The 25,598-nt window shown below is 66.8% G+C and carries 20 protein-coding genes; 4 read left to right on the top strand and 16 right to left on the bottom strand.

The features are described 5' to 3' along the window. The first annotated feature begins 153 nt into the window (after nt 1-153). The 3 genes from QI450_RS02120 (at nt 154) to QI450_RS02110 (ending at nt 4,057) form a co-directional block, all read left to right on the top strand. On the top strand, nt 154-918 hold the full coding sequence (locus tag QI450_RS02120) for a DUF2071 domain-containing protein (RefSeq protein WP_226776029.1): 765 nt from the start codon (nt 154-156) through the stop codon (nt 916-918). A 118-nt stretch (nt 919-1,036) separates the two neighbouring features. After that, nucleotides 1,037-2,857 (top strand): HNH endonuclease signature motif containing protein, encoded by a 1,821-nt coding sequence (locus QI450_RS02115; RefSeq protein ID WP_282468085.1) that lies wholly within the window; start codon nt 1,037-1,039, stop codon nt 2,855-2,857. Nucleotides 2,858-2,875: 18 nt separating this feature from the next. Next, nucleotides 2,876-4,057 (top strand): alpha/beta hydrolase, encoded by a 1,182-nt coding sequence (locus QI450_RS02110; protein ID WP_226776452.1) that lies wholly within the window; start codon nt 2,876-2,878, stop codon nt 4,055-4,057. A 29-nt stretch (nt 4,058-4,086) separates the two neighbouring features. Here QI450_RS02110 and QI450_RS02105 read toward each other — a convergent pair whose 3' ends face one another. From QI450_RS02105 to QI450_RS02085, 5 genes are all read right to left on the bottom strand, one after another. Further along, entirely contained in the window at nt 4,087-5,871 is a 1,785-nt protein-coding gene (locus QI450_RS02105) for a gamma-glutamyltransferase (protein WP_226776468.1), read from the bottom strand. A 100-nt stretch (nt 5,872-5,971) separates the two neighbouring features. Next, nucleotides 5,972-6,100 carry a hypothetical protein gene (locus QI450_RS02100; protein ID WP_256447069.1) on the bottom strand — a complete coding sequence of 43 codons (129 nt, stop codon included), beginning with the start codon at nt 6,098-6,100 and terminating at the stop codon, nt 5,972-5,974. Nucleotide 6,101: 1 nt separating this feature from the next. Further along, nucleotides 6,102-7,496 carry an OFA family MFS transporter gene (locus QI450_RS02095; protein WP_226776467.1) on the bottom strand — a complete coding sequence of 465 codons (1,395 nt, stop codon included), beginning with the start codon at nt 7,494-7,496 and terminating at the stop codon, nt 6,102-6,104. Between the two features lie 158 nt (nt 7,497-7,654). Beyond that, nucleotides 7,655-10,147: a Tex family protein gene (locus tag QI450_RS02090; RefSeq protein WP_226776451.1), complete on the bottom strand. Its 2,493-nt coding sequence runs from the start codon at nt 10,145-10,147 to the stop codon at nt 7,655-7,657. A 14-nt stretch (nt 10,148-10,161) separates the two neighbouring features. Further along, nucleotides 10,162-10,782 (bottom strand): heme-binding protein, encoded by a 621-nt coding sequence (locus QI450_RS02085; RefSeq protein ID WP_226776450.1) that lies wholly within the window; start codon nt 10,780-10,782, stop codon nt 10,162-10,164. Nucleotides 10,783-10,950: 168 nt separating this feature from the next. On the opposite strand from QI450_RS02085, the gene QI450_RS02080 reads away from it, so the two are divergent. Beyond that, entirely contained in the window at nt 10,951-14,571 is a 3,621-nt protein-coding gene (locus QI450_RS02080; protein WP_226776449.1) for a bifunctional RecB family nuclease/DEAD/DEAH box helicase, read from the top strand. A 5-nt stretch (nt 14,572-14,576) separates the two neighbouring features. Here the strand turns inward: QI450_RS02080 and QI450_RS02075 are convergent, their stop codons facing one another. From QI450_RS02075 to QI450_RS02025, 11 genes are all read right to left on the bottom strand, one after another. Further along, the gene (locus tag QI450_RS02075; protein WP_226776448.1) at nt 14,577-15,371 is read right to left on the bottom strand and encodes a triose-phosphate isomerase family protein; all 795 of its coding nucleotides are present in this window, start codon (nt 15,369-15,371) and stop codon (nt 14,577-14,579) included. Between the two features lie 39 nt (nt 15,372-15,410). Further along, nucleotides 15,411-16,760, bottom strand: coding sequence for an MFS transporter (locus tag QI450_RS02070; RefSeq protein WP_226776447.1), 1,350 nt, complete (start codon nt 16,758-16,760; stop codon nt 15,411-15,413). Nucleotides 16,761-16,826: 66 nt separating this feature from the next. Continuing rightward, complete coding sequence (locus QI450_RS02065; RefSeq protein ID WP_256447068.1) at nt 16,827-16,952, bottom strand: hypothetical protein; 126 nt, start codon at nt 16,950-16,952, stop codon at nt 16,827-16,829. A 12-nt stretch (nt 16,953-16,964) separates the two neighbouring features. Continuing rightward, complete coding sequence (locus QI450_RS02060; protein WP_226776446.1) at nt 16,965-17,732, bottom strand: SDR family oxidoreductase; 768 nt, start codon at nt 17,730-17,732, stop codon at nt 16,965-16,967. A 40-nt stretch (nt 17,733-17,772) separates the two neighbouring features. Further along, nucleotides 17,773-18,783: a 3-hydroxyacyl-CoA dehydrogenase family protein gene (locus tag QI450_RS02055; protein WP_226776445.1), complete on the bottom strand. Its 1,011-nt coding sequence runs from the start codon at nt 18,781-18,783 to the stop codon at nt 17,773-17,775. A 2-nt stretch (nt 18,784-18,785) separates the two neighbouring features. Next, the gene (locus tag QI450_RS02050; RefSeq protein ID WP_226776444.1) at nt 18,786-19,268 is read right to left on the bottom strand and encodes a ribose-5-phosphate isomerase; all 483 of its coding nucleotides are present in this window, start codon (nt 19,266-19,268) and stop codon (nt 18,786-18,788) included. Beyond that, a complete protein-coding gene (locus QI450_RS02045; RefSeq protein ID WP_226776443.1) occupies nt 19,265-21,052 on the bottom strand; it encodes a dihydroxyacetone kinase family protein in 1,788 nt (595 codons plus the stop codon). The genes QI450_RS02050 and QI450_RS02045 overlap by 4 nt, the downstream gene beginning before the upstream one ends. Nucleotides 21,053-21,136: 84 nt before the next feature. Then, a complete protein-coding gene (locus QI450_RS02040) occupies nt 21,137-22,141 on the bottom strand; it encodes a sugar phosphate isomerase/epimerase family protein (RefSeq protein ID WP_226776442.1) in 1,005 nt (334 codons plus the stop codon). Nucleotides 22,142-22,298: 157 nt separating this feature from the next. Further along, nucleotides 22,299-23,009, bottom strand: coding sequence for a GntR family transcriptional regulator (locus tag QI450_RS02035; RefSeq protein WP_226776441.1), 711 nt, complete (start codon nt 23,007-23,009; stop codon nt 22,299-22,301). A gap of 278 nt (nt 23,010-23,287) precedes the next feature. Then, on the bottom strand, nt 23,288-24,358 hold the full coding sequence (locus tag QI450_RS02030; protein WP_226776440.1) for an alkene reductase: 1,071 nt from the start codon (nt 24,356-24,358) through the stop codon (nt 23,288-23,290). An 82-nt stretch (nt 24,359-24,440) separates the two neighbouring features. Next, nucleotides 24,441-25,496 carry a 2,3-butanediol dehydrogenase gene (locus QI450_RS02025; RefSeq protein ID WP_226776439.1) on the bottom strand — a complete coding sequence of 352 codons (1,056 nt, stop codon included), beginning with the start codon at nt 25,494-25,496 and terminating at the stop codon, nt 24,441-24,443. Nucleotides 25,497-25,598: the final 102 nt, after the last annotated feature.

Here is a 25,598-nt window from a genome sequence, read left to right as displayed (position 1 = left end):
AGGTGACGCCGGGTCCGAAGGTGACGCCGGGTCCGGGTCGAGGCTGGTCGGCAGTTCCTCTCCTGAACGAATCCCGACTTCTGAACTAGCGGGGACCGACCGGTGAACCGTGATCCTTGGCCCAGCGCCCCAGAGCTTCCGGCGCCTATCATCATGGACCAGCGGTGGCTGGACGCGGTGTTCCTGCACTGGCGCATCCCGGCTGCCGCTGCAGCACCATTTATGCCGGCGGGTGTGGTGCCGGACGTCTTTGACGGGTCCGCCTGGGTGGGACTGATCGGATTCCGGATGCAAGGCGCAGGCCTGGGCAGCGGACCCGGAATCCCGTATTTCGGGAGCTTCAACGAGATCAACGTGCGCCTCTACTCCCGGGAGCCCGACGGGACGCGGGGTGTGGTCTTCCTGAGCCTCGATGCGACACGACTGGCGGTGGTACTGGCAGCGCGCGCCGCCGGTATTCCGTATGTGTGGTCCCGGGCGGGCTTCCGCGGCGAGCCTGCTCCGGACCGTGCGGGCCCGGTCACCGGAACGGCGGGCCCGGTCACCGGAACGGCAGGGCCGGTCGCCGGAACGGCAGGGCCGGTCGGCCTCCGTGCCGGGTACTGGGTGCGGCGGTTTCGGGGCGGCGCCCGGAGCGACTTTGAGGTTTGCCCGGAATCTGACGTCGAAGCGACTGACCCGCTATCCATCCACCTCACCGCCCGATTCGGGTTGCACACCCGGTTTCGTGGCAGGACCTTGTACGTTCCTAACACCCACGTTGCCTGGCCGCTGTTCCGCGCGCAGCTGACTCAGCTTGAGGATCAGCTCGTTGCCGCCGCCGGCATTCACGTCGCGGGTGCGCCCGAATCGGTGCTCTACTCTCCCGGGGTCCGCACCCAGTTTGGCCGGCCCCGTGTGCTGGATGGCGCTTCCTGACGTGCTGGCCCGCACTGACACGTCGCGATTTTCGTCGTTTTGGTGCCCAGCGGCGGGATTCCGGCACTGCGCTGGCGGCGTTGCGATAAATGTCGGACCCCCTTGAGAGAGTGGGTTTATGGAAGCCGAGAAGGATTTCATTCCTTGCCAGGACATGGACCGGGGCGCTGCTCCGGCCGGGCAATCCGGTGTGGGTGCTGCCTTGGCCGCGCTCCGGGGAGCAGGTTCGACGGCGGCGGCGGACGCGGCGTTGCGGGGCTTCCGGGCCGCGTCGGATTTCGCCGGCGCGGTGGAGGAACTCGCCCGGTGTGTGGAGTATCTGCAGCTCGTAGCGGCCGACGCCGTGGACCGGACCCGGAAGCAGCCCTCGGCCGGTGGCACAACCGCCGGCACTTCCTGGACCACCGGCTGGCGGGTGGACTCCGGCGACGGCCCGGGCAACGGGTCCGGCGCCGCGCCGGCGGGTGCTGCAACGGGTGCTGCAACGGTTGCGGCAGCGCCGGTTGCAGCAGCAGATGACGGGTACCGGAACACCGCGGAGTTCCTGCGGGCACGGTTGCGGATCAGTGCCGCCGAGGCCCGGCGCCGGCTGTCCCTAGCCGGCACGCTCTTGCCGCGACAGGGATTCAGCGGCCAGCAGCTTCCTCCCCGGTACGCGGAACTCGGCGCCGTCGTGGCCGCCGGCGAAGTCGGGTCCCGGCCCGCGACCATCATCGCCCTGGCCCTGGACCGGGTCCGGCACCTCTGCGATACCGCGACCGCCCAGCAGATGGAGCACGCCCTGGCCCGCACCGCCGCGGAGAACGACCCGGACTTCCTGGCCCGCGTGGCCCGAAGCTGGACCGATGCGATTGATCAGGACGGTGCCGAACCCTCCGAAGAACTGCTCCGCCAACTCCAGGGCGCCTTTATCCGCAAACCCCGCCACGGGCTTCGGCACCTGGAAATCTTCGCGACCACCGAGCAGTTCGAATACCTCCTCACCGTCATGAACACCGGCACTAATCCCCGCACCAGCCCTCCGAAAACACCCGCACCTGCCACCGGCACAGGATCAGCGGCCATGGAAGCCGCGGGTGCTGCCGCCCTGAACGCCACGGCCCCCTGGTCCGGCAACGACCCCTGGCCCGGCAGCAACTCTTGGTCCGGCAGCGACGGGAGCGTCCCGGAAATCGACCTGGACCGACGCTCCCGCCCGCAGAAACTCCTCGACGGACTGGTCGGAGGTTGCAAAGCCGCCCTCACTACCGGGAACCTCCCCGTCGCCGGAGGATTGCGCCCCCAGGTCATCGCCACCATCGACTACCGCGACCTGCTCAGCCGGCTCGGAACCGACGGGACCAACACCGTAAACGGCAAGGCGGCCGGTGGCGGGACCGGCAATGACCCGTTGGCGCAGACCGGGACGCTGCTGTTCACCGGACCCGTCACCGCCGCCACCGTCCGGAAAATCGCCTGCGACGCGGACATCATCCCCGTCCTGCTCGGCAGCGAAGGCCGAATCCTGGACATCGGCCGGGCCACCCGGGTTTTCCCGCCCCACCTTCGCAAGGCCCTCACCGCCCGGGACCAGGGCTGCGCGTTCCCCGGCTGCACCACCCCGGCACCTTGGTGCGAAGCCCACCACATCACTTACTGGTCCCGCGGCGGAACAACGGGCATAGACAACGGAACCCTGCTGTGCTCACACCACCACCACCTAATCCACAAAGAGCAATGGACCATCCAGATCCGCACCGGCGTCCCCTGGTTCATCCCGCCGCCGCACCTCGACCCACGGCAAAAACCCCGCCGCAACCGCTTCTTCCACCCCACCACCCACTACACCGCGCCCCATCCCCCCGGACTTCCGCCTGAAGCTGCTGGCAGCCCCCCGGACGCCGCCGGGCCTGATTCGATGGCGCAGTATGGAGCGGCCAGTTGCGAGTTATCTCGATGATGGAGATATCCTGGAACGGTGAAGGACATAACGCCGGATGACCCCGGCAGCCCAGCGGCGGCGGCTCCGCCCGATGACCCCGCGACAGCCGGCGGGGCCGAGTCCTTAGCCCGCACCGGGCTTGCCCCGGGCGTGCCGGCTACACCGTCCCAGCCCGCACAGCCCCGGCCCCAAGACCGGAAGCCGAACAGCCTCCGATCGGCAGTCCTGTACTGGAGCGGCGCTTTTGCTGCGGTCGCGCTGCTCGCGGTCCCGATCTCGATCTTGTTGGGCAACAGCGCCGTCCCCGCCGGCCACCCGGCGTTGCCGATCCTGCTGCTGGTTGCCGCCGGCCTGGGCATCCTGTGGATGCTTATCCTCCTCAGACGTTCGCCACTTTTCCATCCCGGTCCCCTGTTCCAGCGCTCGACGCCGATCAGCCGGCCGGACCCGAACAACCAGAGGACCGCCGCAAATAGCCGCCAACAACTGCCCACTGCCTCAAGCTGGCAGCTGGCCCGCGGACTTGCGGTCCGGATCGCGGCGCTGGGTCTTGTTGCGGGGTTGGTCTGGCTCAGCCCGTTCCCCTACCAGCCCAGCGGAGACGATGGCCAAACCAGGGGAACCACCGCCGAGGACGCCACGTCCATCACCCTCACGCCGGAAGGAAAACCCAGCGCGGGGCTGATCTTTTATCCCGGCGCACGCGTTGACGCGCACGCGTACCGGGACATCCTGGGCCCGCTCGTAAACGCCGGCCACCTGGTCGTCATCTTGAAGGTACCCCTGGGCATCGCCCTGCTGGACACCAGCCAGGCCCGCGGAGTGATGGACCGGCACCCGGACATCACAGCCTGGGCCGTCGGCGGACATTCCCTCGGCGGAGTGAGCGCAGCCGGCTTCGCGAAATCGAACGGGGATGTCGCCGGACTTCTACTCTTCGCTTCGTTCCCCGCAGCCAGCCTGGCGGAGTCCACCGGCCTTGCCGTGCTGTCCATTTCCGGATCGAATGACCGCCTGACCACTCCGGAGAAGGTCGCGGAGTCCAAGTCCCTGCTCCCGCCGACGTCTACTTACGCGACTGTCGAGGGCGGAGTTCATGCTTTCTTCGGAGACTATGGTGAGCAGCCGGGTGATGGCCAGCCGGCCATCACAAGGGAACAGGCCCAGCAGCAGATCATCGCCGAGTCCGTCGGCTTTATGAACCGGCTGCGGGGCTGACGGACTCCGGCCAGGGCCCATCATGTCCGCTAGCGCCCGGCGGCGTACCCTTGCGCACCGCGGGGATTGGCTGCGGCCTGCAGGACGCCGGTCGAGGGGTCACGAATGACCGCGGAGAGCCGTCCCAGCGTCCAGCCGCCAGCTCGGGTGACGACGTGACCCCGGCGTTCAAGTCCGGCTATAACGTCCTCTCCCAGCCGGTCCTCAACGACGGCGCCGCCTGGCTCCCAGGTGCGCGGCCAGAACGAACCGGGCATCGACGTCGTATGGAAGGTGGGCGCATCGATGGCCTGCTGCGGTGTGTAACCGCCAACAATCGTCCGGAGCAGGTATGGCAGCTGCCATTGATCCTGTTGGTCACCGCCCGGCGACCCCAAGGCAGTCACTGCCCTCCCGTCCCGAAGCACGAGGGTCGGCGTCAGCGTGGTCCGGGGCCGCTTGCCCGGCGTCAGCGTGGAGGGTGTGCCCGGTTCGAGCCAGGTCATCTGGAGCCGGGTGCCGAGGCAGAAGCCCAGCTCCGGGATAGCGGGCGAGGACTGCAGCCATCCTCCCGAGGGTGTGGCAGAGACCATGTTGCCCCAGCGGTCCACGACGTCGATATGGCAGGTATCGCCGCGGGTCTCGCCGCTCGGCGCCACGGTCGGCTCTCCCACCCCGAATCCCGCAGCACGTGCCCCCGCGAGCGCCGGCGTTGGATAGCCGGTGCGCAGTACGGGCATATACGGCACCCGCCCGGGCACCGACCCCGGCCTGAGCTGGTGCGAGGCCCGCTCGCCGATGAGCGCCCGGCGGCCTGCGCAGTACTCGGCCGACAACAGATACTCCAGCGGCACGTCAGTGTCACCGTAGTAGGCTTCCCGGTCTGCGAGCGCCAGCTTCTGGGCCTCCAGGATGGTATGCGCTCCGAGCTCGGTGGATGGATCCAGGTACCGGTCAGCGAACCCCTCGAGAATGGCAAGTGCCTGAAGTAGCGCCGGGCCCTGCCCCCACGGCCCTGTCTTGGCGATTGTGTGCCCCCGGAACTCCACGGTGGCGGCCGGTTCGTAGCCGGCCTCGAACCCGGCGAGATCTTCCAACGCTAGGACTCCGCGATGGTCTTTGCCGGAGGAGTGCCGGTGCGGCGTCCGGGCGGACTTCACCATGGCGTCTGCTGCGAAGCCTCCGCGCCATTCACGTCGGGCGGCGTCGATCCTGGCCACACGGGAGCGACTTGCCGGGGACTCGTCCGGTATCCCGGCCGGAGGGGTTGCCCCGGCGTCGACGAGCCGCTGCAGGGTTCGGGCATAGGCGGGGTTCCGAACCAGCTCACCCTCGGCCGGGATCCGTCCGCCGGGCATCCACAGCTCGGCCGAGGTGGGCCAATGCGTACGGAAAAGCTCCGCCACGGCAGCGATCGTTGTCCCGACCCGGCCCAGCATCGGATGCCCGTCGCGGGCATAGCCGATGGCGAACTCCAGCACCTCGCCGAGTTCCCAGGTCCCGTGATCACGCAACAGCAGCAGCCACGCGTCAACGGCGGCGGGCACCGCGGCGGCGAGGGCACCCGAGCCCGGCACCAAATCAAGGCCTTCCGCGCGGTAGTGATCCACGGTGGCCCGCGCGGGCGCCGGACCCTGACCCATCAGGACTACCGGTATGCCCGGTTCCGCCGCGGTGGCGAAGATGGCGGTCATGTCGCCGCCGGGACCGTTCAGGTGCGGCTCGACTACGTGCAGCACAAACGCTCCGGCCGTCGCGGCGTCGAACGCGTTCCCGCCGCGTTCCAGCACGGCCTGGGCGGCCGCCGTCGCAAGCCAATGCGTGGAGGCGCTCATCCCGAAGGTGCCCTGCAGTGTGGGCCGGGTGGTGAACGCATCCGGTCCCGTGAACCCGGCAGCGGAGCCGCCTTGCCGGGTCACGGGTCCGCCGGCAGCGTCAGCCAAACAGCGCCGCCACGCGGGTGAGGGTCTCATAGATGCCGTAGGCCAGCGGGGCACCGACCAGCGCCCAGGCGATGACCATCTTCCCGGTGGACTTGTTCACTGATGTCTGTGCGGTACTCATTTCAAGCCTCCATGGCGGGTTCGTCGTTACGGACCTGGTCCGGGCGGGGTTCGTGGAACCGGGCATCGACCGGTTTGACCAGCAGGTTGGCCACAAAGCCGATGATCAGCAGCCCCACCATGGTCAGCAGCGCGGGCTGGTAGGACCCGGCGGTCAGCTGGCCGGGTTTGCCCTGGGCGTCAAGGAAGGCGTTCACGATCAACGGCCCGGCGATGCCGGCCGCGGACCAGGCCGTAAGGAGCCTGCCGTGGATAGCGCCAACCTGGAAGGTGCCGAAGAGATCCCGCAAATACGCCGGGGCGGTCGCGAAGCCGCCGCCGTAGAAGGAGATGATTACGAAGGCGAGCGCCACGTAGAGGAAGGTCGTGGTGGAACCGGCTAGCGCCAGTACCGTATAAAGCACGGCGCCGATGCCGAGGAACACCATGTAGATGCGCTTGCGCCCGGTCGTATCCGAGGTGGCTGACCAGGCGAAGCGGCCGGACATGTTGCCGATCGAGAGCAGCCCGACGAAGCCGGAGGCGACTGCGGCACTGACCAGGGACACACCGTCGGACTGGCGGAAGAAGTCCTGGATCATCGGCGCTGCCTGCTCCAGGATGCCGATTCCGGCCGTGACGTTGCAGAAGAGGGCCACCCACACGAGCCAGAACTGGCGGGTCTTCACAGCGTTCACTGCGGAGACATTGTCAGTAGTGATCAGCTTGGCCGCCTTGACCTTGCTCGGGTCAAAGCCGGCCGGTCGCCACCCCTCGGCCGGGACCTTGATGGTGAATGCGCCGAACATCATGTAGGCCAAATACACAACAGCGAGGGTCAGGAAAAGCTTGCCGACGGAGTCGCCGCTGGCCACCCAGCCCTTGGCGCCGGAGTTGGGGTCATACATCTTCAGCAGCGCGGTGGAGACCGGGCTGGCGATCAGGGCACCGCCGCCAAAGCCCATAATGGCCATACCGGTCGCGAGGCCCGGGCGGTCCGGGAACCACTTGATCAGCGTGGAAACCGGGGAGATGTAGCCGATCCCCAGGCCAATGCCGCCGATGAAACCGTAACCGAGGTAGACCAGCCACAGTTGGCCGCTGAAGATACCCAGCGAACCGACGACAAAACCGCTGGCCCAGAACACGGCCGAGGTGAACATCGCCTTGCGCGGACCGTTTTTGTCCACCCAGGTCCCCATGATGGCGGCCGAAAGTCCCAGCATCACAATCGCGATGGAGAAGATCACGCCGATCTCGGTCAGGCTGGCGCCGAAGTGCTTGACCAGCGCCGTCTTGTAAACGCTCGTGGCGTACGCCTGCCCGATGCACAGGTGCACGGCCAGCGCGGCCGGTGGCACCAGCCATCGATTGAATCCCGGCGGGGCAATCGTTTGTTCACGGTCCAGCCAGCCCATAATGTGTTCCCTTTGCTCGTCGAAGACCTCGGTGTCCAGCGATTTTAGAGGCGAAAGACCCCAAGATGAGCCGTTGCCTCCGGCAATCATGGTGCAGATCATCAGTAAACGTACGGTTCGTGCGCCGAACGGTAGGAAATCCTCGACGAACGGTAAAACTACTTCCCGAGTCCCGCCTTCCGCAGCGCCTCGGCCATAGCGGTGTTGGCCGGTGCGGGAACCGCTTTGGCTTGAGATGTTTTTGCCGGGGATGTTTTTGCCGGCACCGGGCGCTGCGGCTGCCCGGCTGAAGACTGGCGGCCGGGCACCGGAGCGCCGGAGGGCCGCCGGGCAGCGAACGGTTGGGACGCTCGGCCCGCTTGGGCTCCTTGAGCCGCCGGTCGGTCCGGACGAGCTGCCGGTTCGTCGTCGAGCCGCAGGGTCAGCGAAATCCGCTTCCGTTCCGGATCGGCCTCCAGCACCTTGACCCGCACCACCTGGCCGGATTTGACCACCTCGCGGGGATCGGAGACGAACCGGTTGGCCAGCGCCGAGACGTGCACCAGGCCGTCTTGGTGGACCCCGACGTCGACGAACGCACCAAAGGCCGCCACATTGGTCACGGTCCCTTCCAGCACCATCCCCGGCCTGAGGTCCGAGATCTTCTCGATACCCTCCGAGAACGTCGCCGCGGCAAAGGCCGGACGCGGGTCACGGCCGGGCTTCTCGAGTTCGGCGATGATGTCCTGAACCGTGGGCAGTCCGAAGGAACCGTCAACGAAGTCCGCCGGATTCAGCGCCGTGTAGCTTCCGGCGGCCAGCCCTTTGCCCGCCGCAGCCTTGATCTTCCGCGCCACCGGGTAGGCCTCCGGGTGCACGCTGGAGGCATCCAGCGGCTCCGCTCCCCCGCTGATCCGCAGGAAACCCGCGCACTGTTCGAAGGCCTTGGCGCCGAGCCGTGGCACCTTCTTCAGCTCGCTGCGCTTGCCGAACGGTCCATGTTCATTCCGGTAGGCCACAATATTCTCACTCAGCAGCGGACCGACGCCGGCCACTCGGCTCAGCAGCGCCGGGGACGCGGTGTTGACATCGACGCCGACTGCATTGACGCAGTCTTCGACAACGGCGTCGAGGCTACGATCCAGCTTGGCTGCGGTGACATCGTGCTGGTACTGCCCGACGCCGATCGACTTAGGCTCAATCTTTACGAGTTCCGCGAGCGGATCCTGCAGCCGCCGTGCGATGGACACGGCACCGCGCAGGGATACGTCCATCCCCGGCAGCTCAGCGGCAGCCAGCGCCGAGGCCGAATAGACGGACGCACCGGCCTCGGAGACCACGATTTTTTGCGGTTTGCCGCTTCGGTTGGCACTTTCCGTGCCCGTTGTGAGCTGTTTGAGCAGCTCCGCGGCGAGTTTGTCCGTTTCCCGCGACGCCGTGCCGTTGCCAATGGCGACGAGTTCGACGCCGTGCTTTTGCGCGAGGTTTACCAGCGTCCGGAGCGCCTCGTCCCATTTCCGGGCCGGCGCGTGCGGGTAGACGGTGTCCGTGGCAACCACCTTACCGGTGCCGTCCACCACCGCGACTTTCACCCCGGTCCGCAGTCCCGGGTCCAGGCCCAGGGTGGCGCGGTTCCCGGCCGGCGCAGCGAGCAGCACATCGCGCAGGTTGGCGGCGAAGACCCGTACTGCCTCATCCTCGGCGGCAGCGAACATCCGGCTTCGCAGGTCAGCGGTGAGTCGGGCCAGTACCCGCGAGCGCCATGCCAACTGGGCGGTCTGCAGCAGCCAGGCGTCTGCCGGCCGGCCGCGGTCGGCGACCCCGAGGAAGCGGGCGACGGCGGCTTCGTACCTGCTGCGGGCGGCGTTGAGGGCGGCGTCGTCGTTCGGTTCAGCCTCGGCGAGATCCAGCTCCAGCACGCCGTCCTTTTCGCCGCGCAACAGCGCCAGGACGCGGTGCGAGGGCATCCCGGCGGGCTGCTGGGAGAATTCGAAGTAGTCCTTGAACTTCTGGCCCTCGGCGTCCTTGCCCTTTTTCACGCGGGACACCATCCGGCCCTGGGTCCAGAGCCGTTCGCGCAACGCAGCTGCCAGGTCCGCGTCCTGCGCGACACGTTCCACCAGGATGGATCGGGCCCCCGCGAGCGCCGCCGCGGCGTCCCCGATGGAGTGCTCGGCGTTGAGGTAGCGGCCCGCTTCCCGTTCAGGATCCAGCTCCGGCCGCTTCAGCAGCGCCTCGGCGAGCGGCTGAAGCCCGGCCTCGCGGGCGATCTGTGCCTTGGTGCGCCGCTTGGTCTTAAACGGGAGGTAGATGTCTTCCAGCCGCGACTTCGTATCGGCCCCGGCGACGGCGGCCTGCAGTTGCGGCGTCAATGCCCCCTGCGCCGCGATAGCCTCGAGAATGGTGCCGCGACGCTCCTCCAACTCGCGCAGGTATCGCAGCCGCTCCTCCAGTCCACGCAGCGCGGTGTCATCGAGCGTCCCGGTGGCTTCCTTGCGGTAGCGGGCAATGAAGGGCACTGTGGACCCTGCGTCGAGCAGGTCCACTGCGGCTTTGACCTGCCAAGCCTGCACACCGAGCTCTGCGGCGATCTGCGCGGCAATGCCGGACTCCTGCGTGTGCGGAGCCTTGCTGGTGGCGGACGGGGACGGGCGCTGCGGGAGGTTGGTCACCCTGCCATTTTGCCTTACCCCGGCGTTTCCCCGGGCGTCTCCCCACCGGCACCGGCACGCGGATGCTCGGCGTCCTGGAGGACCTCGTTGTGGCGGAGGAACCAGGGCTTAAACGGCGGATCAAAACGGGCAAACCGGGGCAAGCCCACGGCGCGTAGGCCTGCATTCGTCAGGGCTGCCTGCAGTTCCAGGTTCCGTTGCTCGAAAGCGCCCTTCGAGCCGCCGCCGGAGAACACCTTCGCGGCCACGAAGGACCCGGGCACGGTCCGGATCCTGACCTTCGGATCTGACGGTACCGGGGCAGTTTCAGCTGTCATTCCCGCCGGCAGGACAAAGGCCACCACAAACTCTGCCGCACCGTCTGCGCTGGTCAGGGACCCGCTTTGGAGCACCGGGGCGGTCATCGCCAGTTTCTGGGACGGGCCGAAGCCCTGCACAACCGGGGCGGTCATGGCTACCGACTGCCGGGCAGCGTTGTTGCCGCTGATGTAGTTGAAGAGGTATCGGAAGGCCGCGTTGCCTGCCCGGTCGAAGCTTGCGTTGACCCGGACTTCGGCCACCACGTGCGTCGGATAGTGCCGCAACTCGAAATGCGGGTAACGCTGGACAAGTTCGAAAGGCTGCTGTTCCGTCATGGTCTTCAGACCATACGCCCGACCGACGACAGGAACCAGTGCGTTCCAGCCCTGGTGCCCGCCGGAATGTCGGCGGGCTTTGATAGCTTGAGGACCAGAAGGGCGGTCGGCGCTGACGCCCGCAGGCCCAGCCTTAGAACCAGCAGCGCGTCAGTTATCGGGGGCACAGTGTTTTTTCTTGAACCGGACGTGCCGGGTTCCGCACCGGACCTGGTTTTTTCCGCGAGCGACCTCGTCACGGCAGCCGGTTGTGAGTATCAGGTGCTGCGCAAGCTTGACGAGAAGCTGGGCCGTGCCCCCAAAGCCGGGTTCGAAGCTGACGAGATGCTCCAGCATGCGGCAGTGCTCGGTGACCGCCACGAACTCAAGGTCCTCGCAGGCTTTGTCGAGGAGTTCGGTCCTTGGAATCCCGCCACCGGGCGGGGGGTGTACGACGTCGCGCCTGCCCAAGCCATGGACCGCACGACGCTGCTGTCCAAACACCACGAATCCCTTGAAGCCCTGCGCTCGGGGGCAGACGTGGTGTTCCAGGCCGCCTTCTTTGACGGCCAGTTCCATGGCCGCTCCGACTTCCTGGTCCGCCAGGCCGACGGCAGCTACGCGGTGTTCGACACCAAATTGGCCCGCCATGCCAAGGTGACCGCGCTGCTCCAGCTGGCCGCCTACGGTGATCAGCTGCTGAAGGCCGGGATCACACCGGACCCCGCCGTGACCCTGATTCTCGGTGCCACCGTACCGCTCCCGGGTGGTGGCTTCGACTACGTCCGCACCAACCACAAGCTGGCCGAGATCCTGCCGGTCTTCCGCGAGCGCCGGGACCGTTTCGTGGCGTTGACCGCCGCCCATCTGGCGCAGCCGCAGAAAGTGCGCTGGGGTGCGGCCGGGCTTAGCGCCTGTGGCCGCTGCGACTACTGCCAGGAGCAGGCCGCGGCCACAGACGATTTGCTGCTGGTGGCGCGGATGACTTCGGCGCAGCGCAAAGCCCTGCACGCCCGGAAGATCTTCACGGTCAGGGCACTCGCCCAGGCTGACCTTCCCGGAGCGAACGCAGCCCTGCTGCGGCTGCAGGACCAGGCCCGGATGCAGAGCGGGGTTGGCGCTGCCGACGGCGGAGTCCGGTACGTCAAGGACGGAACGGAACACGCCCTCAGCTACCGGGTGGTCCCGGAGAACTCCCTGGCGGAGCTGCCACCTCCCAGCGCCGGTGATATTTTCTTCGACTTCGAAGGCGATCCGCTGTGGCAGGAGAGCGCCACCGGGGTCTGGGGACTGGAGTACCTGTTCGGCGTCGTCGAGGCCCCGGCAGGGCCCGGCTTGGCAGGGGTGTTCCGGCCGTTCTGGGCGCACAGCCGGGAGGCAGAGAAGCAGGCGTTCCTCGACTTCCTCGACTATGTCCAGAAGCGCCGGCAGGAGTATCCGGATATGCACGTCTACCACTACGCCGCTTACGAGAAGACTGCCCTCCGGAAGCTCTCCGTGCTGCACGTCGCCGGCGAGGACACCGTCGACCGGTGGCTGCGCGAAGGACTCCTGGTGGACCTGTACCAGACGGTCAGGACCAGCATCCGAATCTCCGAGAATTCATACAGCATCAAGAAACTTGAGCCGCTCTATATGGGGACGAACCTGCGGTCCGGGGACGTCAAGGACGCCGGCGCCTCCGTGGTTGCCTACGCCCACTACTGCGATGCACGCGACGACGGCCGGGCCGGGGAGGCTGCCTCAATCCTCGCCGGGATCTCCGACTATAACGAGTACGACTGCCTCTCCACCCTGGCGCTCCGTGATTGGCTCCTGGACCTGGCACGGGAGCGCGGCATCGGGCCGGACGGTGCCGGCGGGGCTTCCCCTGCTGCTCCCCCCACCGCCGGCTCCGGCACCGACGCCGCACCGGGAACCGCTGACCTCGATGAACTGGAAGTGAGGCTTGCCGGGCTGGCGGAGGCCGGCGTCGGGCTGTCCGGGAACGACCGGAGGGCCGTTGCGATGCTGGCGGCGGCGGTCAGCTACCACCGCCGCGAGCGGAAGGCCTTCTGGTGGGCGCACTTCGACCGCTGCGAGAACGGCCCCGACAGCCACCACCAGCAGGACCGCAACGTCTTCCTCGTCGAGGACGCTGAAGTGTTGACGGAGTGGCGCAAGGAAGGTGCCAAGCTCCCGGAGCGGAGGGTAAAGCTGATCGGCACTCTTAGCCCTGGCTCCGATCTTCGTGCAGGCAGCACCTGGTTCCGGATGTACGATCCGCCGCTCCCGGCCGGGCTCGAGGGGACGGGGATAAACGGGAGCGGTCGCAACGGGTGGTTCGGAACGGAGGTCCTGGAGCTCGGCCACGAGGACGGCCGGGATACTGTCATCATCCGCGACAAGCTCCGCCGTGGCATCGAACCTTACGGTCAGGTGCCCGTGGCGCTGACCGAAGACCAGCCCATCCAGACCAAAAGCCTTGAGGAGGCCTTGGCCACCCTTTCCGGCGACGTCGCCGCCGGATTAACAGCCGCGGCGCCTGGTTTCCCGCGTCACCCGGCGCTGGATCTTGTCCGCCGGGTTCCGCCGCGGCTGGTTTCCGGGGCGCCGCTGCCTGCGCCGGGTGAGGGGCCGGACCGTTTTATTAACGCCATCACCGAGGCTGTTAGGTCCCTGGACCATTCCTATGTCGCGGTCCAGGGACCGCCGGGGACGGGCAAGACCCACGTGGGGTCCCATGTCATCGCCCGGCTGGTAGCCAACGGCTGGAAAGTCGGTGTCGTCGGTCAGTCCCATGCGGTGGTGGAGAACCTGCTCACAACAGCTGTGGCTAAGGCCGGCGTCGATCCTGCCTGCGTGGCCAAAGACGTCAAACACCAGGAACCGCTCCCGTGGGATCAACGGTCGGCGCAGGATGTTGCGCGGCTGCTCGCTTCCCCGGGCGGCGCCCTGATCGGCGGGACTGCCTGGACGATAACGGGCGCTAACGTTCCGGCCGGATCCCTGGACCTGCTGGTCATTGACGAGGCCGGCCAATTCTCGTTGGCCAACACCCTTGCCGTGGCGCAGGCGAGCAGCCGCCTGCTCTTGCTTGGCGATCCCCAGCAGTTGCCGCAGGTCAGCCAGGGCAGCCACCCCGAACCCGTGAACGACTCAGCGCTGAGCTGGGTTTCGGCCAGCCATGCCACGCTGCCGCCGGGGCTTGGTTACTTCCTGGCCGACTCGTGGCGGATGACCTCGCAGCTGTGCCGGGCCGTCTCCGAACTCTCGTATGACGGCAAGCTGCGCTCGGCCCCGGCCGCGGACCTCCGCCGGCTCGAGGGAGTTCCGTCCGGGATCGAGACGGTGCTGGTGGAGCACAGCGGCAACACCACGTCCTCGGTCGAGGAAGCCGCCGAAGTTGTCAGGCAGGTACGCCGCCATGTGGGGCTGAGCTGGCATGCGGAGGACGGCACCCGGCCGCTGGCAGGTGCGGACATTCTGGTGGTGGCTGCGTACAACGCCCAGGTCAACGTGGTCCGGGAGGCCTTGGAGGACGCGTCCCTGGCTGGCGTCCGGGTGGGAACGGTAGACAAATTCCAGGGCCAGGAAGCCGCCGTAGTGATTGTGTCCATGGCGTGTTCGGCGGTGGCCGAGGCCCCGCGCGGCATGGAATTCCTGCTCTCCCGGAACCGGATTAACGTGGCGGTGTCCCGGGGCCAGTGGCGCGCGGTGCTGGTCCGTTCGCCTGAGCTCACCAACTACCTGCCCCTGCACCCCGAAGGCCTCGAGCAGCTGGGCGGGTTCATCGGGCTGTGCCAACGCTCTGTCGCGGCCGGTAGCTAGTCCGGCTAGGAGTGAACCGACCCGGCCAGCAGGAGCGCCTCATCGAGCACCGTGCCGAAGTTCACCGGATTGTGCGCGAACCGGCCCAGGAAGAGGCCGGAAACGCCGTCCAGTGTCGGCAAGAGTCCGGGCTTGGCTGAGCCGCCGTAAATGATGGGCAAGTCGGCCCGTCCCGAGGCGGCAAGGTTGTTCCGGAGCCGCGCTACGACGTCGGACACGTACCCGGCAGCGGCTGGTTCCGGCGCACCGATGGCCCAGACGGGCTCGTACGCGATGACGAGCCGCGAGGCAAGGTCCCAGTCGCCGTCGACGGCGGACCGGATCTGGCGGTACACAACGTCCGCGGCGCTCTTAGCATTGCCGGCGTCGGCCTCTCCGACGCACAGCAGCGCCGTGAGCCCGGCGTCATCCGCGGCCCGGATCTTGCGCGCCACCAGCGCGTCGTCTTCTCCGAAGTGGCGCCGGCGCTCGGCGTGGCCGATCTCCACCAACCCGACGCCCAGCTCGGCGAGCATGGACGGGGCAACCTCCCCGGTCCATGGCCCGTCGGCCCACCCGCAGTTCTGCGCGCCGAGCAGCAGCGGCGAACCGGCAAGCAGCGTGGCCGCGGCCGGCAGCACCGGGAACGAGGGGATAACAAACGGGACAACCCGCCCGGCTGCGAGAGCCGGGCGGGTGTCCACAACATGCCGCAGCCGCTCCAGCCAGTCCAGGCTGTCCCGGTATCCCAGGTACATCTTGGAGCTGACACCCACCAGGATGCTGCCGGCGGTGAATTGGAGGGCGCTGCGCTGCTGCATTGTTGGTGCTTTCTGCTGGATCGGGCGGAACGGCTTGGTTTACTTCTCCAGCAGTTCGTCCGCTTTGTTCTTGAACCGCTTGGTGGCGAACATCATTGCCGCGGCCAGGAAGGGCAACACACCGAGGGCGTAGACGCCCATGGTCCCGGTGTCCGAGGCGGTGGCCTGGTTGACAGTGGTCCGCAGGATCGGTGCCACAAATCCGCCGAGGTTGCCCAGCGAGTTGATCAGGCCAATACCGGCAGCCGCGGCGGTACCGGTCAGGAACGCCGTCGGGTAGGACCAGGCGATCGGGCCGATCGAAAGGAAGCTGCACACGGCCAGCGTGATGAAGATGATGCCGAGGGCAGGCAGGTGGTTCGCGCCGGCCCACGCGGAACCGAAGATGCACAGCCCGGTGGAGATGAACAGCCCGGTGCCCCAGACCCGGCGGCGGACCACCGTGTTGGCGGCCTTGCCGATGAAGTAGCAGGCGAAGATACCGAAGAACCACGGGATCGCGGCCAGCAGACCGACAGCAAGGCCAACCTTCTGGCCGGTGAGCTGGGCTACCTGCTGCGGGAGATAGAACGTTACACCGTAGACGGCGATCTGGAGGCAGAAGTAGATGACGGTGAAGTACCAGACCTTGCCGTTCTTCATGGCGGCGAGCACGCCGCGCGGGCCGGACTCTTCCTTGACGGTGTCCTCCAGTGCCATGACCTCCAGGAGTGCGCTCTTCTCTTCTTTGGTCAGGAACTTGGCGTCCTGGGGGCTGTTGATCAGGAAGAAGAACGCTGCAACGCCGGCGAGAACTGCCAGCATGCCCTCGCTGAAGAACATCACCTGCCAGCCCTGGACACCGGGAACCTGGTCGCCGATGTTGATCAGCCAGCCGGAGAGCGGCGCGCCCAGCATCTGGGAGAACGGCTGGGCCAGGTAGAAGATGGCGAACATCTTGACGCGGACCTTGTTGGGGAACCACGCGGCGAGGAACATGATGACGCCCGGGAACAGGCCGGCTTCGGTGACACCCAGCAGGAAGCGCAGGATGATGAACGACGTCTCGCCCTGGACGAACGCGAAGCACGCCGAGACGATGCCCCAGGTGATGGCGATGCGGGCCAGCCAGATCTTGGCGCCGAACTTCGTCAGGAGCAGGTTGCTCGGGATTTCGAACAGGGCGTAGCCGATGAAGAAGATCCCGGCACCGAGGGCGTAGGCGCCGGCAGTGATGCCCTTGTCCACGCCCAGGGCGGCTTCGGCGAAGCCCACGTTGGTGCGGTCCAGGAAGGCCACCACGTACAGGATGACCAGCATGGGCATAAGTCGGCGGGACGCCTTGGAGATCGCCGATTTTAGGACCGGGGTCTCCAGAAGGTCCCTGGTGGACGTTGATACAACGGACATCAAAACTCCTCGTCGAGCAGATTAGTTGAGTGAATCAGGTGGGTGGAGCGGTCAAAACGATGTTCTCTAGCGGGACAAGGCGATGATCATGACCCCGGCCAGGCAGGCCAGGATCCCGACGGCGAGATAGATCTTCCGTCCCCTGCTCCACGACGCGAATCCGGAGGTTGCGGTCTTACTCGGTTGTGCCACGGTGCTTCTTCCTTAGTGCATGTAGAGTCCGCCATCCACATTCAGCGTCTGGCCGGAGATGTAGCCGGCGTCCTCGCTGATGAGGAAGGCGATGGCGGCCGCGATGTCCCGGGTGGAGCCCACCCGGTTCACGACGAGGTCTTTGGTCATCTCGTCCTTGCGTTCCTGGCTCAGGGTCCCGCCCATAATGTCGGTATCGATGGGGCCCGGCGAGATCGCGTTGACGGTGATGTCGTATTCACCGAGTTCGCGGGCGGTGGCACGGGTCAGCCCAATCACGCCGGCCTTGGCCACGGAGTACGGGGTTTTGGAGTAGGTGCCGCCGCCGCGCTGGGCGGAGACTGAGGAGATGTTGACGATGCGGCCGATCCGGTTCTTGACCATGGACTCGGCGACCCGGCGGGTGGCGTAGTGGACGCCGTTGAGGTTGATGCCGAGGACCCGGTCCCACTCGGCCGCGTCGAGTTCCAGGTACGGGACCGGGGAGCTGACGCCGGCCACGTTGGCGAGGGCCACGATCTGCGGCAGTTCGGCTTCGATCGCGTCGATGGCTGCACGGACGGAGGCCTCGTCGCCGACGTTGGCGCCGGCACCGAAAGCCTTGACGCCGTACTCGGCCGCGAGTTCCTTGGCCGCGGCCTTGCACCGGGCGTCGTCGAGGTCGATGATGCCGACGTTCCAGCCCTGCGCGGCCAGGTAGTTGGCGGTGGCACGGCCGATGCCACGCTCCGAAACGGCGCCGGTGATGATGACTGTGCGTGCTGCGGGGAAAATGCTCATAAAGCTGCTCCTGAACGGATAAAAAGTGGAAGTGGCAGTGCTAGTTGATGGGCGCGGGGCCGAGATCGTCGATGAGCTTCTGCATCGCCACATAGGCCTTGTTCCGGTAGGCGATGAGCTCGGGAGTACGCTCGGCGGGGACGTTGAGGAAACCGGCACCGGTCTTGGTGCCCAGCTTTCCGGCGTCGACCAGCTCGCTGAGGATCTTCGGCGTCGCAAAGCGTTCCGGGAATTCGCTTTGCAGCGACTTGTAGCAGAAGTTGTAGACGTCCAGCCCTGCCATGTCGGCAATGGCGAACGGCCCAAAGAACGGCAACCGGAAGCCGAAGGTGGTGCGGACCAGGGTATCGATGTCCTCGGCCGTCGCAATCTCCTGCTCCACCAGCTGGGCGGCCTCGTGGAACAACGCATACTGCAGGCGGTTGAGCACAAAACCGGTGACGTCCTTGACGACGGCGGTCTGCTTGCCGGCCGCGTGGACAAGGTCGCGGACGGCGCCGATGGTGGCCGCGGTCGTCCCGGCGTGCGGAATGATTTCCACGCCCGGGATGAACGGTGACGGGTTGGAGAAATGTACCCCCAGGAACCGGCCCGGGTTGGTGACCGGTTCGGAGAGTTCCGCGATGGAGATGGTGGAGGTGTTGGAGCCGATGACCGCGTCCGGACGGGCCGCGGCGCTGATGCGAGCCAGGGTCTGGTGCTTGATCGTGATGACTTCCGGGACGGCTTCTTCGATGAAGTCGGCGTCGGCGACGGCCTCCTCGATGTCCTTGGCGGCCCAGAGGTTCTGCTTCAGGATCTCGGTGGAACCGGCCGGGAAAAGCCCCGCGGCGACAAACTCATCGGATTCGGCCAGCAGCCGGTCGTAGTTCTTTTGCGCCACCTCGGCGGACACATCGGCCAGCGCTACGCGGGCACCGCCAAGGGCCAATACCTGCGCGATCCCACCACCCATGTAGCCGGAGCCGACGACGGCGATCTTGCGGGCGGCGTTAAGTGCACCCGCCGCATCGATGGACTGTGCAGCCTCGCTGCTGAGGTTGTCGGTCATGGTCAGACTGCTTTCGTGTAGTCGGGCTCGTAGGAGCAGATGGCGTCCACCTTGGCGGCGGAGGAAGAATTTTCATCAAAACGGTGGCTGAGCCATTCGCCCACGAGCTTCTTAGCCAGCTCCAGGCCGATGACGCGCTGCCCGAAAGTGAGCACCTGGGCGTTGTTGCTGAGCACGGACCGTTCCACGGAGTAGCTGTCGTGTGCAGTGACGGCACGGATGCCGGGAACCTTGTTGGCCGAGATGGCGACGCCGAGTCCCGTGCCGCAGATCAGCAGCGCCCGGTCGGCTTCGCCGTCGGCGACTTTTCGGGCGGCAGCGACGGCGACATGCGGGTAGGCGGTGGTGTCGTCGGCGCCGACCCCGACGTCGTGGACTGAGGCGACGCGGGGATCCGCCTCGAGCAGCGCCTTCAACGCCATCTTGTATTCGACGCCGGCCTCATCGTTGCCGATGACAACGCGCCAGCCTGTTGCTGTGCTCATGCCTGTGCTCCTTGCTGTGCCGGTCCGGGGTTGGCGGACGCGAAATCGATCTCTGCGGTGTCAGGGTGTTCGGTGTTAAGGTGCGCTGAAATCCGCGCCGTAATAAGGGCGAAGGAAATGGCTCCGGGGTCCGCGTGGCCGAGGCTTTTCTCCGCAAGCGGCCGGGCGCGGCCTTTCAGCGGACGGAGCTTGGCGGTATCCTCGGCAGCGGTCTGCGCTGCGGCGGCGGCGCCGGCGAGCGCCCCAGCGACGGACGCGCCGCCGTCGAACGCGGTGACAAATGTGTCTTTGAACGGCAGCAACGCGTCCACCATGGTCTTGTCTCCCGGTTCTGCTTTGCCGAGTTCGGTGATGGCGTCCGCAAAAGCGGTGACGGCGGCGGCGGCATCTGCTCCCGAATAGTCCTCCCGGTTTCCCAGCGCAAGTCCGGCGGCAATGACGGCGGAACCCCAGAGCGCGCCGGAGGTGCCGCCGGCGCGCTCGCTCCAGGCCTCCCCCGCCGCGGTGAGGACCCGGGCAGCCGAGGCGCCGCCGTCGAGGGCCACCGCCTGCTCGGCCGCCGTGACGGCTGCGTCGACGCCGCGCCGCATCCCGATGCCGTGGTCCCCGTCGCCGGCGATGGCGTCCAGGCGGCCCAATTCGTCTTCATGCTCGACGACGACGTCGCGCACCTGGCCCAGGATTGCCGCAGCCCGCAGCCCGAGGCCCGCCGCTGCCGCGGTGGGGTGTTCGACGTCGGCTGCCGCTTCCGTTTCGACCAGCGCCTGCTGGCGCGGGCGGCGCGGACCCAGGTTTCCCTTGCGGAACGCCGGCGTGTCCGCCGGTGCTCCCCAGTACCGTTCGAGTTCGTCATCAAGCCAGAGCAGGGTCAGGGAAAGCCCTGACATGTCCAGGCTGGTAACAAGTTCACCGCATTCCGGTTCCACAACTGTGAGACCGGCCGCGACGAGGAGCTTTTCGATTTTCCCGAAGAGCAAGAACAGTTCGTCATACTTGACGGTGCCGAGGCCGTTGATGATCGCCACCACGCGGTCACCGGCGTCGTGCGGCTTGTCGGCGAGCAACCTGGAGACGAGCAGTTCGGCGAGTTCCGAGGCCGTGGGCATAGGGTGTTCGGAGATTCCCGGTTCACCATGGATGCCCAGGCCCAGGGACATCTGCCCGGCGGGTACGTGGAAGAGCGGTTCGCTGGCGCCGGGAAGCGTGCAGCCCTCGAACGCGACACCGAGGGAACGGGTCCGGTAATTCGTCCGGATGGCCAGCCCTTCGACGTCGTCCAGCGTCAGTCCGGCCTCGGCGGCGGCGCCGGCGACCTTGAAGACGGTCAGGTCACCTGCGATTCCGCGGCGCTTCTCGATCTGCTCGAGCGGAGCGCTCGCAATGTCGTCAGTGACCAAGACGGTGCGCGTTTCGATACCTTCGGCGTTGAGGCGGAGTTGCGCCTGGCCGAAGTGCAGCACGTCCCCGGCGTAGTTGCCGTAGCTCAGCAGCACGCCACCGCCGGCGTTGGCGGCCTTCGCGACCCGGTAGACCTGGCCGGCTGCCGGGGAAGCGAACATGTTGCCGCAGGCCGACGCGGTGGCAAGTCCGGGGCCGACGAGTCCGGCGAAGGCGGGATAGTGGCCGGAGCCGCCGCCAACCACCAGTGCGACCTGTCCGGCGGGTACCTCGGTGGATCGGACGACGCCGCCGTCCACACGGGCTACGTAGCCTCGGTTGGCTGCCACAAAGCCGTCCAACGCCTCATCCGCGAAGTCCGCGGGGTTGTCGAAGATCTGGGTCATGGTTCCTCTTTGAATCCGTGGTGGAGGTAATTCCGAAGTGGAGCAGGAGCAGCGGAAGTCAGCGACCCGCCGTCGGGAACTGGCCTAAACGCCGGCGAGTTCCGCAGCGGCCGGCTGCTGGCGGCCCTGGGCCACCTGGCTGCGGCCGAGCGGATAGCCGTCGGTCTTGGGCAAGATGCGGCCGCGGAGGTAGTCCTGGTTGCTGGCCGTCACACTGAGGCCGTCGCCGCCGTAGTGCTCGGTGCACAGGATGCCTTGGAAGCCGACCGAGAGGGCGATCCGGAAGGCCTCCCGGTAGTTGATCAGGCCACTTTCCATCGGCGCCGGCATCGCGACGTACATGTCGCGGGCGAGGTTTTCGTCGCGGATGTAGTTCTTCATGTGCCAGTAGTTGGAGTACGGGAGTGTTTTGGCAACCATCTCCCGCCAGTCCTCGATCGGGCGGTGCACGCGGATCAGGTTGCCGAGGTCCGGGTTGAGGCCGACGTTATCCAGTCCGATGTCCTGCACCAGCTGCACCGATGAGTCTGCGGTGCCCAGGTAGGTGTCTTCATACATTTCAAGCGAGAGCAGGAGGCCCGCGTCGGCGGCGTGCCGGCCCAGTTCACGCAGGCGGCTGACGGCTTTGGCCCAGGTCTCTTTGTCGCCCACCGGGTCCTTGTGCCCTTCGACTGTCCAGAACCACAGTTGTTTCTGCTGTTCGGCGGTGAGCGCCTGGTGGAGTCCAAACGAGACCACCTCGCAGCCAAGCTCGGCGGCAGCGTCGATGGTTCGGTGGCTGTAGGCCAGGTTCGCTTCCCAATTCCGCTCCTCGATGACACTGCGGCGGATGGCGGAGATGACGGGAATGCCGATGCCGACGTTGTCGGCGGTCTGCTTGAACTCGGCGAGGCGGGTGGGGCTCAGGTCGCCGGGGCGGACCCAGCTGTCGGTGAGGTCCGCGTTGGTGAAACCAGCGTCCTTGACTTCCTGCAGTACCGCTGCCCACGCCGTTGCCTCAGCGTCGTTGATCGGGGTTCCCGCGGCGTCAACGCCAGGGAACTGCAGCAACGCTGCCGTGATGGGCCAGTTTTCGGCTGTATAGGCCATGGGTTCACTCCTTCGTGGAATCCTGTTTCCTATAGGATTTACTATCAAATGAGTGTTGTCAAGGTCACATCCATGACTGCTGGCAACAATCAAAGATCCTATAGGGACGGTCCCTATCTGTGAAGGGGTCAGTTGTGAGGTTCCCTGAGGGGCCCGCTCAGCCGGCGGGCGCGTCCGCGATGGCCCGGCCACGTACCCTGTACACGTGGTCGGACATGGCTGCCGCGGCCCGGTCCGGGTCCCCGGTTGCTAGGGCGTCCAGGACGGACTCGTGTTCGGCGATGGCGTACTCCGCGTCGGTGATTCCCACTCCCCCGAAGAGGCGGAAACGCTGGACCTGCCCGCCAAGCGCCGCATAGGCGGCGACCATAAACTGGTTTCCGGTGAACTCCGCTATCAGCCGATGAAACCTCTCGTCCGCCTCCAGATAGTCGCGGTATTCGGCAAACGATGGTCCCCGCGGCGCGGACCTGAGATCGGCGACGGCCCGGCCCAGCTCGGCGAGATGCTCCGGCGTCAGCCTGGCGCAGGCGAGCCGGGCATTGACCGGCTCAATGGCCAGCCGTGCCTCCATCAGTTCCGCGAAGTCCTCTTGGGTAAACACCGGCGCCACACGATAGCCCTTCAGCGCCACCCGGCGCACCATGCCGGTGTGTTCGAGCCGGGCCAGCGCTTCGCGGACCGGAGTGGGGGACACGTCCAGTTCCCGCGCGGTACCGTCGATGCTCACCACGGCCCCCGGTTCCATCCGGCCGTCCATCAGGGACGCCAGGAGTTCCTCGTAGACGTGGTCTGCAAGGACCTGTCGGCTAACGGGTCGGCCTGCGGGTCGGCCCTGAGACAGGTTCCCGGATGAAGCTGGTTGCATGGTCAAATCCTATAGGACTGCGCCGTTCGGATAGGCATGGGCGCTGCGCCCGGACCCACACCGGACATGCCCATCCGTGCTTCCAAGGGCCGACGGGACATGCCCATTCTTGGAGCCCAATCCGGTGGCACATGCCCATTCTTAAACACCAACAGTGGGCAGAATGGCATTCTGCCCACTGTTGGTGATCGCGGAGGGACATGTCCCTCGGTCACAGTGATCGAGGAGGGACATGTCCACCCGCGGGAGGTATTCCGGGGGGTGCTGCGGCCCGGGGCCTAGTTCTGGTACGCCGGGTAGTCCGTGTAGCCCTTGGCGCCCTCGCCGTAGAAGGTGGACTGGTCCGGTTCGTTGACCGGGAGCCCTTCCTGCCAGCGGCGGACCAGGTCCGGGTTGGCGATGGCGGGGCGTCCGACGACGACGGCGTCAGCGTGGCCGTCAGCGACCAGCGCGGTGGCTTCCTCCCGGGTGGTGATAACACCGAAGCCCGTGTTCAGCAGGAACGTGCCGCCGAACCGGGTGCGCAGATCCTGCACCAACTCGCCGGTGGGGTCCTGGTGCAGCACACTGAGGTAGGCGAGCTTCAGCGGGGCCAAGGCATCCACGAGCTGGCCGTACGTTGCCTTGATATCGGCGGCGTCAACCTCCACCGCGCCCTGCACATTGTGCTCGGGAGAGATGCGAATGCCAACCCGGTCGGCACCCACGGCGTCCACCACGGCCCGGGTCACTTCAATCACAAAGCGCGCCCGGTTCGCCGGGGAACCGCCGTAGACGTCGTCGCGCTGGTTGGCGGACGGTGCCAGGAATTCGTGCAGCAGGTAGCCATTAGCGGAGTGCAGTTCGACGCCGTCGAACCCTGCACCGATCGCATTGCGGGAAGCGGTGACAAACTCCTGGACGATGCCCGGCAGTTCGTCGGCGGTCAGGGCGTGCGGGACGGGGTACGCCTTTTTGCCCTCGTAGGTGCGGGTCTCGCCGTCGATCGCGATGGCGCTGGGCGCAACCACCTGGTGGCCACCGTTGGTGTCCTCGTGCGTGACGCGTCCGGCGTGCATGACCTGGGCGAAGATCCTGCCGCCCTCGGCGTGAACGGCGGAGGTGACGTTGGCCCAGCCCTTGAGCTGTTCCTCGGTCACCAGGCCGGGCTGGCCCGGGAACCCCCGGCCGGTATGGCTGGGATACGTGCCCTCACTGACTATCAGGCCGAGGGATGCCCGCTGCCGGTAGTGCTCGACAACCAGCGGGCCGGGAATGCCTTCCTTACCGGAGCGGACGCGGGTCAGCGGCGCCATCACAAGTCGGTTGGGCAGTTCCAGCTCGCCGAGAGTCATCGGGGAAAACAGCATGCGCAGTTCCTTTCACCAGGGATTGGGTTCACTGGCTGCAACTGCGCGGCGCCTGCAACTATTCCGGGTGGGACCCGGATCACTACGGGTGGACGATGATCTTGACCGCGGTGTCGTTGTGGTGGATCAGGGTGTCGAAGCCCTTGTCCACGAGATCATCCAGGGCGATTCGTCCCGTGATGAAGGGTTTCAGGTCAACCTTTCCCTCCTGGACGAGCTTGATCGCGGCCTCATGATCGCCGCAGTAGGCGATGGTGCCGCGGAGGTCGATTTCCTTCAGGACGACCTTCTGCATATCCACGGTGGCCGGACGTCCCCAGATCGAGACGTTGACGACGACGCCGGCCGGTTTCACGACGTCGAGCATGGTGTCCAGCACGGCATTCACGCCGGCACATTCAAAGGCTGCGTCCGCCCCCGCACCGGCCGTCAGTTCCAGCACCCGCGCCTTGACGTCATCCGAGCTCGGGTCCAGCACATGGTCCGCGACTCCCGAGGACATCGCTTTTTCCTTCCGGGCCGCCGAGAGCTCGGTGACGATCGTTGTGACGCCCAGGCCCTTGAGGACCGCTGCGGTCAGCAGGCCAATCGGGCCCGCACCGCCGACGACGGCGACGTCCCCGGCCTTGACGTCGCCCCTGCCGACGGCGTGATAGGCCACCGCGAGGGGTTCGATGAGGGCGGCTTCGTCCAGCGGGATGTCGCCGACCGGGTGGACCCACCGGGTGTCGACGACGACCTTCTCACTCAGGCCCCCGCCGCCGCCCGCCAAGCCGATGAAGCCGAGTTTGGTGCACAGGTTGTAGTGGCCGCTGAGGCACGGGCCGCATTCGTTGCAGACGATATATGGTTCCACCACCACGCTGTCTCCGACGGCGAGCCCGGTCACACCCTCCCCCAGTTCCTCGATGGTGCCGGAAAATTCGTGCCCCAGGGTGACCGGGGCTTCCTCGTGGGAAATCGGGTGGGGGTGGCCGGGCGGCGGGGTGAAGATCGGCCCTTCCAGGAATTCATGCAGGTCAGTCCCGCAGATCCCGCACCAGGCGACGGCGATCTTCACCGCTCCGGGGCGCAGCTCCGGCTCCGGAATATCTTCGATCCGGAGAACCTCACGGGCATGGAATCGTGCTGCTTTCATGGTGGTTTCCTTCGCATTTCGGGCCGTGGATGCGCCCGGTCAGGCGCATCCACGGCATGTCGTTGGATTGTCACAGCAGGAGGCCGTCACCCCAGTGTGGTT

The organism is Arthrobacter sp. EM1, from assembly GCF_029964055.1.
Classification (GTDB): Bacteria; Actinomycetota; Actinomycetes; order Actinomycetales; family Micrococcaceae; genus Arthrobacter.
This window is presented reverse-complemented; position numbering and strand designations above follow the sequence as displayed.

What these genes read in the sequence shown, in the direction of transcription:
- QI450_RS02120 (WP_226776029.1), top strand. Translation starts at nt 154, where the DNA reads ATGGACCAGCGGTGGCTGGACGCGGTGTTCCTGCACTGGCGCATCCCG.
- QI450_RS02115 (WP_282468085.1), top strand. Translation starts at nt 1,037, where the DNA reads ATGGAAGCCGAGAAGGATTTCATTCCTTGCCAGGACATGGACCGGGGC.
- QI450_RS02105 (WP_226776468.1), bottom strand. Translation starts at nt 5,871, where the DNA reads ATGAGCGCCTCCACGCATTGGCTTGCGACGGCGGCCGCCCAGGCCGTG.
- QI450_RS02100 (WP_256447069.1), bottom strand. Translation starts at nt 6,100, where the DNA reads ATGAGTACCGCACAGACATCAGTGAACAAGTCCACCGGGAAGATGGTC.
- QI450_RS02095 (WP_226776467.1), bottom strand. Translation starts at nt 7,496, where the DNA reads ATGGGCTGGCTGGACCGTGAACAAACGATTGCCCCGCCGGGATTCAAT.
- QI450_RS02085 (WP_226776450.1), bottom strand. Translation starts at nt 10,782, where the DNA reads ATGACGGAACAGCAGCCTTTCGAACTTGTCCAGCGTTACCCGCATTTC.
- QI450_RS02075 (WP_226776448.1), bottom strand. Translation starts at nt 15,371, where the DNA reads ATGCAGCAGCGCAGCGCCCTCCAATTCACCGCCGGCAGCATCCTGGTG.
- QI450_RS02070 (WP_226776447.1), bottom strand. Translation starts at nt 16,760, where the DNA reads ATGTCCGTTGTATCAACGTCCACCAGGGACCTTCTGGAGACCCCGGTC.
- QI450_RS02060 (WP_226776446.1), bottom strand. Translation starts at nt 17,732, where the DNA reads ATGAGCATTTTCCCCGCAGCACGCACAGTCATCATCACCGGCGCCGTT.
- QI450_RS02055 (WP_226776445.1), bottom strand. Translation starts at nt 18,783, where the DNA reads ATGACCGACAACCTCAGCAGCGAGGCTGCACAGTCCATCGATGCGGCG.
- QI450_RS02050 (WP_226776444.1), bottom strand. Translation starts at nt 19,268, where the DNA reads ATGAGCACAGCAACAGGCTGGCGCGTTGTCATCGGCAACGATGAGGCC.
- QI450_RS02045 (WP_226776443.1), bottom strand. Translation starts at nt 21,052, where the DNA reads ATGACCCAGATCTTCGACAACCCCGCGGACTTCGCGGATGAGGCGTTG.
- QI450_RS02040 (WP_226776442.1), bottom strand. Translation starts at nt 22,141, where the DNA reads ATGGCCTATACAGCCGAAAACTGGCCCATCACGGCAGCGTTGCTGCAG.
- QI450_RS02035 (WP_226776441.1), bottom strand. Translation starts at nt 23,009, where the DNA reads ATGCAACCAGCTTCATCCGGGAACCTGTCTCAGGGCCGACCCGCAGGC.
- QI450_RS02030 (WP_226776440.1), bottom strand. Translation starts at nt 24,358, where the DNA reads ATGCTGTTTTCCCCGATGACTCTCGGCGAGCTGGAACTGCCCAACCGA.
- QI450_RS02025 (WP_226776439.1), bottom strand. Translation starts at nt 25,496, where the DNA reads ATGAAAGCAGCACGATTCCATGCCCGTGAGGTTCTCCGGATCGAAGAT.